This is a genomic window from Micromonospora sp. MP36 (genome assembly GCF_008119785.1).
In the GTDB taxonomy this organism is placed as follows: domain Bacteria; phylum Actinomycetota; class Actinomycetes; order Mycobacteriales; family Micromonosporaceae; genus Micromonospora.
Map to the genome: position 1 here is coordinate 1 of NZ_VSFA01000203.1, position 5716 is coordinate 5716.

Below are 5716 nucleotides of genomic sequence, written 5' to 3' on the forward strand. Positions count from 1 at the left end.
CACGCACACACCCGAACGTCCGGTTCAACAGCTCAGCCTGTTCAGGAGTCGGGTAGAAGCGGTACTTGTACGCCCGCTTCACCACCTCACCCACGCCTCACATTTTACCGTCCATGTACGACACTCATCCCAAGGGAAGGGGGCGGCGTTTCCTCCCGGCCCTGAACGGCCGGGTTTCCACGCCGCAATTCCGATGAGCAGCCCACCGCGAAGCAGACCTCGGCGACGCTGAGGTCGCCATGACGCAGCAGAGCCACCGCGCGCTCGATCCGACGCGCCATCAGGTACGCGTACGGCGACTGGCCGTAGGCGAGGCGGAACTGGCGGCTGAGGTGCCCGGCGGACATATTCGCGTCGCGGGCGAGCGCTTCGACGTTCAGCGGCTGCGCGTACTCGCGATCGATCCGGTCGCGGACGCGGCGTAGTCGCGCGAAGTCGCTCAGGCGCTGCGCCGCGATGCGCGCGCGCCGCCACGAGGGGTGACACATGAGGGGACTCCTTTTCCTTGGAGGTACGCGAGCACCTGGCTGCATGTCGGGGTGTGCGACGAGGTGCTCGATGGCGATGACCTGCTCAGCGAACCTCCTGGATCCGGACCAGGTTGCCCGCCGGATCGCGGAAGGCGCAGTCGCGGACACCGTACGGCTGCTCGATCGGCTCCTGGACGACCTCGGCGTCGGCGGCCTGCACCTTCTCGAAAGTGCCGTCGAGGTCCCGGGTGGCCAGGAGAATCCAGCCATAGGTGCCCTTGGCCATCATCTCGACGATGGTGCGCCGCTCGTCCTCGGTGACCCCAGGGTCGGCGGCCGGCGGCGCCAGGAGGATGGACGTGCCGGGCTGGCCGACGGGTCCGACGGTGATCCAGCGCATCTTGCCCTGTCCGACATCGCTGCGGACCTCGAAGCCGAGGATGTCGCGGTAGAAGGCCAGGGACTCGTCCGGGTCGACATGCGGGAGGGCGGTCGTGTGAATGCTGAGGTCCATGACGACAGGCTAGATGTGGCGTCGTGGCCCGCACTTCTCGATTCCTGATCGATCTTGCCACCTGTTGCACCGACGGGGCGCTCGGGCGCCCGGGTGGCTCCGGTGACTAGATCAGGAATCCTGAGCACGTGAGTGATGGGTACCTCCGTCTGTTCCCGACCGACCCCGGTTGGCAGCCCACGCCCGCGGCCGCCGACGCCGCCGTGGCCTACGTCGCGGGGCTCTTCTCCGGCCCCGGCGACGACGTCGAGCAGGTCGACCACGAGTTCTACGAGCGTGTCACCCTGACCGACGCCGGCGAGAACACCACCCGGATCACCTGCTCGCGCTGCGAGGGTGACATCAATCCAGAGTGGCTCTACGACCTGATCGAGGAAAATGGTGAGAGCTTCGACAACCTGGACGTCACCCGTGCCGTGTCGTATCCCTGTGGTGGACTGCCTGCCATGGGCGTGTTGTATGACTACCTCCGGGCGAAAGACGACGCCGCGGCCGTGAAGCTGATGGAGGATCTCGATGGCGGGCCGGCCGCCGTCAGCGGAAACGGCGTAGCTGTCGATGCGATCGACCTCAAGGGCATCGAGCCCGCAGTGACCCTCGGCAAGCTCGTGAGTTTCGTTCGAGGTGTCGAGTGGCAGGTGGACCTGGTCGATCTCAAGCTGCTGTGGAGCGGGGACGAGCAGGACGGGCCGTGGCTGATGTCGCTCGACCGCGCCGCGCGGGACACCCTCGCCTCGATCAACGACGCGCAATTGCCTGAGCTGTCGGCGCGATGGGGCCGGATCGAGGAGTTGGCGTGGGGAGGCCCGTTGTCTGACGACCAGATGCTGCCGGTCATCAAGGAGGTCGCCGCGCTCGCACAGCGCGCGCGAGACGCAGGCGAGGGCCTGTACTGCTGGTGTTGCCTCTGACTCGCGTGACCTTGCCGGGGCGCAGACAGTGATCGAGCCAGCTTCCACCGGCTCAACCTAGTGCTCGGGGAACGTCCCTGGCCTACTGATCGGCTCTCGTTAGGTCTGGGTTCACCGAGTTGGCGCCGTCGTCGAGGTCGCCGACGAGCGAGTCCGGGGCACGCATGCGCCACGCGTCGGTGACGAGTTCCTCGAGACGATCGACGCTCACCTGCGGCAACCTCAACATGACCAGGGGCAGCCCGTCGTACGCGGGCGTGGTGAAGAAGAGCTCCGGCTCGCCGAGGAGCAGTGCCTGCTTCTCGGCTTCGTCGCCGACGTAGAGCACCGCGATGTCGGTCCGGATGAGGCGCGACGTGCCGGGCCGGCGCTCGGGGTAGGACCAGACGAACCCTTTGTCGGCGACCCGGAAGTCGAAGCCGTCACTGTCGATCTCGACCACGTGAGGCAGCGCCAGCGCCAGCTGACGGACATTGTCGGCGTCAGCCATCGAGGTCGCTCCAGCCCACCGCCTCGTGCATCCGTACAGCGTAACCACCGCCCCACCGCCGGGCAGAACCCGTTAGTCCGCCGGTAGCGACAGAGCTACCTGAGGAGCATGCTGGCCTCGCGGGTCGGCGCGCCTGCCCCGGCACGGCAGTGGCACCTCAGCTGAGACCCCGGTGGGCGGCCCACAGTGCGCCGGCGCGGCTGGCAGCCTCATCGACCAGGGCCACCAGCTCGGGCCTGTTGGGCACGGGAAACGAGACGTATGTGCCGCGGCCGCCGGCGGTCGGTCGGCCGTAGGCCTTCGCGGCGAGGCGCCCGTCCGGGAGGAGCCGGACGTTGAGTGTGGTCAGCGTGAACTGCTCACCGCGTCGGGTGTCGGTCCAGCGGAGCCCCTCGGGGATCGTGACGTTGATCGCCAGGGCGCTGACCTCAAGGGCGGTGTCGCTGCTCATGGGCGCATTTTCTCATGCAGCATCGGCTCGACTAGCCCGCATCGGTGGCGTCGAGTGGCTTGCGCCAGACCGACACGTGGCTCTCGCTGTCGGAGGTGAAGGGCGCCCCGTCCCAGTCCGCCACACGCTGCTCCAGCGTCAAACCGGCCAGCCGCGCCATGAGGTCGCACTCGGCGGGCCAGATGTAGCGGAAGTTGCTGTAGCCGTAGCGCGTACTCCCATCATCGAGCCGCCGGTAGTGGTGCGAGGTTCCCTGCTGCGTGACCATGTCGTAAGTGTCGAAGCCGACATGCTGGTCGGTCACCTCGAACGGCACCGCCGACTGCCCTGGCGGGAACCGCCGGATGCCGGGCACCCACAGCTCGATGACGAAGCGACCGCCCGGCGACAGGTGCCGGGCCGCGTTGCGGAAGCACTGCACCTGCTCGTCCTGGGTGCACAGGTTGCCGATGCTGTTCCACACGACGTACACGAGCGAGAACTGGGCGGGGACTCTCGTCGTGGCCATGTCACCGACGACGACCGGCAGCTGCTCCGCGGGCACCTTGCGCCGCAGCCGGTTGACCATCGGCTGCGACAGCTCGACCCCGGTCACGGAGATGCCACGGGCGGCGAGCGGGATCGCCACCCGACCCGTGCCGATCGCGAACTCCAGCGCGGGGCCGGAACCCGCCAGGCGGGCGAGGAAGTCCACGGCGGGGTCGAGCACATGGGGTGCGAACATCTCGGCCGAGAGGTCGTCGTACCGCTCCGCGGTGTCCTCGTCCCACAGGTCACTGCTCGTCACGGGCACGAGCCTGCTCGCCTTCCTGCGCCCACGCCAGCCATTTACGGGGAGACGGCCGACCGGGCACGCTGCGGGCCACGGCAGCCAGCGGCGGGGGTACGGTCCTCAGTGAACCCGTTGGCCGAGTCGAATCCGGCCCGGCTGTAGGACCTCGGCATAGGTGCCGAAGCAGGCCGCGCGTCCGAATCCGGGCACGAGGACTCGATGATGCTTCGCCAGCGCGCTGAGCAGCGACCGGTCGGCGGGTAGCTGGCCCTGCCCGAGCCCGGGTACGACACACCGCGGAGTTGGCACGATCACCCGCAACCCGACGTCACCCAACCGCAGTTCCTGCCCGGGTTCCGGGTCGTGCGCTGCGTCGATGACAAGGTTCGGACGGAAGCGCGCCGCGGCCACACCCGTTTGGCCCACCTTCTGGCCAGCATGGACAGGGCGCCGGTGGTCACGATGTAAACGGCGCCGAAGTCGACGAACCGTCCCTGGCGTTGAGCTCCGCCGAAGGCAGAGACGGTTTCCTGGCCGGGACGGGCAGCAGCCATCCACTCGGGCACCATGCCGGCCTCATCGGGCAGCAGCCGGTGGATTTTGGTGTCGTCCGGCACGTCCTGGCTCAGGCGCACCCTGCGGTTCAGGTGGGTGCTGAGCGCTGCGTCCGCATCCGCGGTGTCGGCAAGCAGGCTCCGCCCGTCGACGGTCACCACCAATGCCTGGTTGCCGGCGCCATCGCGCACCGTCGCGCCGACGTCAAGCAGGCGGCCCCACCTGCGGGGATGTTTGGCGCTGCCGATCGTCCCGTTACTGTCGTCGAGGCACGCCCACGCCCTGTCACCGTGCAGGCCGTCGTGGTCGACATCCGCCGCCTCCAGGCTCTCCCCCTGCGCGCTCTTCAGCGGATAACGGACGAGCCCGACGACGGTCTGCATGTTGACCATCTTGGCTCAAGCTGCGTCGGACAGTTCGCCGGTCCGGCCCTGCGCGTCATCGTCAGCGGATGGCTACGCCGAGCGGTGGAGCTACTGGAGCTGGGCTGCGTGTCCGCGCCTTGTGGAAGACTGCCGTTCTCCGGCTCTGTCTGCAAGGGGTGGCCGTGGGCGCGGATGCCGAGATCTTCGTGTTCGACTACCAGCGCTACCGCGACGAGGTCGTGCCGGCGTTCGTGGAGCTGCTGCGCACCGGTGAGCCGGTGCCGTGGCTGGGCGAGGTGTTCCGGTCCGCGACCCCAATGGGAGAGTACGGCTACGACGTGGTGTGGCCGCGGTTGGCCGCGCAACTGCGGGAGCAGCCCACGGATCTCGCACGGTACTGCACGTGGCTCGGCCGCGACCTGCGATACCTCGGGGGCCGCGAGGTGGACCGCTCCGCCGGCAAGCTACTCACCTGCTCGTCACTCACCTGCCCGGAGCGCGTACGGTGCCGGTTCCATCAGGGTGGAGACCTGCAGGTCGTCGAGGAATTGAACGCCCTCCATGAGGCGCTCGTGGCACTGCGCTGCCTGGGGCCATCACAATTCCTTGGCCGTACCATCACCCCGAACTTCTACCTACCGGTGCTGGAGCGCCAGGACGTGCCCACCGGCGACCCGCTGCGGAACCTGCTCGACGCGCTCGCCACGCGCGGCGCGGCGGTGGGCTACCAGTTCGGCGTCACCGAGGGTATTCACGGTTGGCTGACCGTCGCCGAGACCGCCGAGTTGGCGGCGCGTCTCGACCGGCTGGACCTACCCCGGTACCAGCCGACGTTCGCGGCGATGGCCGATCGGTCGAAGCGTGGCGGATTCTCGGCGAGCGAGTGGCAGGAGTTGAGTCTGTCGTTCGTCCGGACGGTGGCCACGGTCGCTGCCTGCGCCGGCCGGGCGGTGTTGTGGGGCCATGACGTGTGCCCGGATGTCTGGCGGGAGAGGCTCGCCGTCGCTGCCCCGCGGTGATGTCCGCACGCCGCGTCGCGGGATCGTGACGTACCACCTGCCGGCCACGTCTTCCGCAGGGCGTTGGCGGCGGCGCGGGCGACCGCAAGACTTGATCCGAACTATTCTCCGGCCATGACTTCGATCTCACCTGAGGGGCGCGGCGTCGGCTCCGCGCTGGACCCCTCGG

10 protein-coding genes are annotated in these 5716 nt (G+C 68.6%); 2 read left to right on the forward strand and 8 right to left on the reverse strand.

All coding sequences use genetic code 11. From position 1 onward, the window contains the following. The 3 genes from FXF52_RS44370 to FXF52_RS40180 form a co-directional block, all read right to left on the reverse strand. Nucleotides 1–94 (reverse strand): helix-turn-helix domain-containing protein (locus FXF52_RS44370; RefSeq protein WP_222870948.1); only part of this gene is annotated, 94 nt, incomplete at its 3' end. Nucleotides 95–104: 10 nt separating this feature from the next. Further along, nucleotides 105–488, reverse strand: a complete 384-nt coding sequence (locus FXF52_RS40175) for a helix-turn-helix transcriptional regulator (protein ID WP_148804877.1) — start codon at nucleotides 486–488, stop codon at nucleotides 105–107. 85 nt (nucleotides 489–573) lie between these two features. Next, complete coding sequence (locus FXF52_RS40180; protein ID WP_148804878.1) at nucleotides 574–984, reverse strand: VOC family protein; 411 nt, start codon at nucleotides 982–984, stop codon at nucleotides 574–576. Nucleotides 985–1112: 128 nt separating this feature from the next. Here FXF52_RS40180 and FXF52_RS40185 point away from each other — a divergent pair, with 128 nt between their 5' ends. Beyond that, nucleotides 1113–1895: a hypothetical protein gene (locus FXF52_RS40185; protein WP_148804879.1), complete on the forward strand. Its 783-nt coding sequence runs from the start codon at nucleotides 1113–1115 to the stop codon at nucleotides 1893–1895. A gap of 82 nt (nucleotides 1896–1977) precedes the next feature. Here the strand turns inward: FXF52_RS40185 and FXF52_RS40190 are convergent, their stop codons facing one another. The 5 genes from FXF52_RS40190 to FXF52_RS40205 all read right to left on the reverse strand — a co-directional run bounded on the left by FXF52_RS40190 (nucleotide 1978) and on the right by FXF52_RS40205 (nucleotide 4555). Further along, the gene (locus tag FXF52_RS40190) at nucleotides 1978–2385 is read right to left on the reverse strand and encodes an MmcQ/YjbR family DNA-binding protein (RefSeq protein ID WP_148804880.1); all 408 of its coding nucleotides are present in this window, start codon (nucleotides 2383–2385) and stop codon (nucleotides 1978–1980) included. Between the two features lie 157 nt (nucleotides 2386–2542). Further along, the gene (locus tag FXF52_RS40195) at nucleotides 2543–2836 is read right to left on the reverse strand and encodes a hypothetical protein (RefSeq protein ID WP_148804881.1); all 294 of its coding nucleotides are present in this window, start codon (nucleotides 2834–2836) and stop codon (nucleotides 2543–2545) included. Nucleotides 2837–2867: 31 nt separating this feature from the next. Beyond that, on the reverse strand, nucleotides 2868–3623 hold the full coding sequence (locus tag FXF52_RS40200) for a class I SAM-dependent methyltransferase (RefSeq protein WP_148804882.1): 756 nt from the start codon (nucleotides 3621–3623) through the stop codon (nucleotides 2868–2870). Between the two features lie 105 nt (nucleotides 3624–3728). Next, complete coding sequence (locus FXF52_RS43740; protein WP_255472897.1) at nucleotides 3729–4034, reverse strand: MOSC domain-containing protein; 306 nt, start codon at nucleotides 4032–4034, stop codon at nucleotides 3729–3731. After that, nucleotides 3920–4555 carry an MOSC N-terminal beta barrel domain-containing protein gene (locus FXF52_RS40205; protein ID WP_255472898.1) on the reverse strand — a complete coding sequence of 212 codons (636 nt, stop codon included), beginning with the start codon at nucleotides 4553–4555 and terminating at the stop codon, nucleotides 3920–3922. The genes FXF52_RS43740 and FXF52_RS40205 overlap by 115 nt, the downstream gene beginning before the upstream one ends. A gap of 155 nt (nucleotides 4556–4710) precedes the next feature. Here FXF52_RS40205 and FXF52_RS40210 point away from each other — a divergent pair, with 155 nt between their 5' ends. Beyond that, nucleotides 4711–5547 carry a hypothetical protein gene (locus FXF52_RS40210; RefSeq protein WP_148804883.1) on the forward strand — a complete coding sequence of 279 codons (837 nt, stop codon included), beginning with the start codon at nucleotides 4711–4713 and terminating at the stop codon, nucleotides 5545–5547. The last annotated feature ends 169 nt before the right edge of the window (nucleotides 5548–5716 follow it).

Bases quoted from the DNA above. Each gene is read 5' to 3' on its own strand.
- FXF52_RS40175 (WP_148804877.1), bottom strand. From the start codon at position 488: ATGTGTCACCCCTCGTGGCGGCGCGCGCGCATCGCGGCGCAGCGCCTG.
- FXF52_RS40180 (WP_148804878.1), bottom strand. From the start codon at position 984: ATGGACCTCAGCATTCACACGACCGCCCTCCCGCATGTCGACCCGGAC.
- FXF52_RS40190 (WP_148804880.1), bottom strand. From the start codon at position 2,385: ATGGCTGACGCCGACAATGTCCGTCAGCTGGCGCTGGCGCTGCCTCAC.
- FXF52_RS40195 (WP_148804881.1), bottom strand. From the start codon at position 2,836: ATGAGCAGCGACACCGCCCTTGAGGTCAGCGCCCTGGCGATCAACGTC.
- FXF52_RS40205 (WP_255472898.1), bottom strand. From the start codon at position 4,555: ATGGTCAACATGCAGACCGTCGTCGGGCTCGTCCGTTATCCGCTGAAG.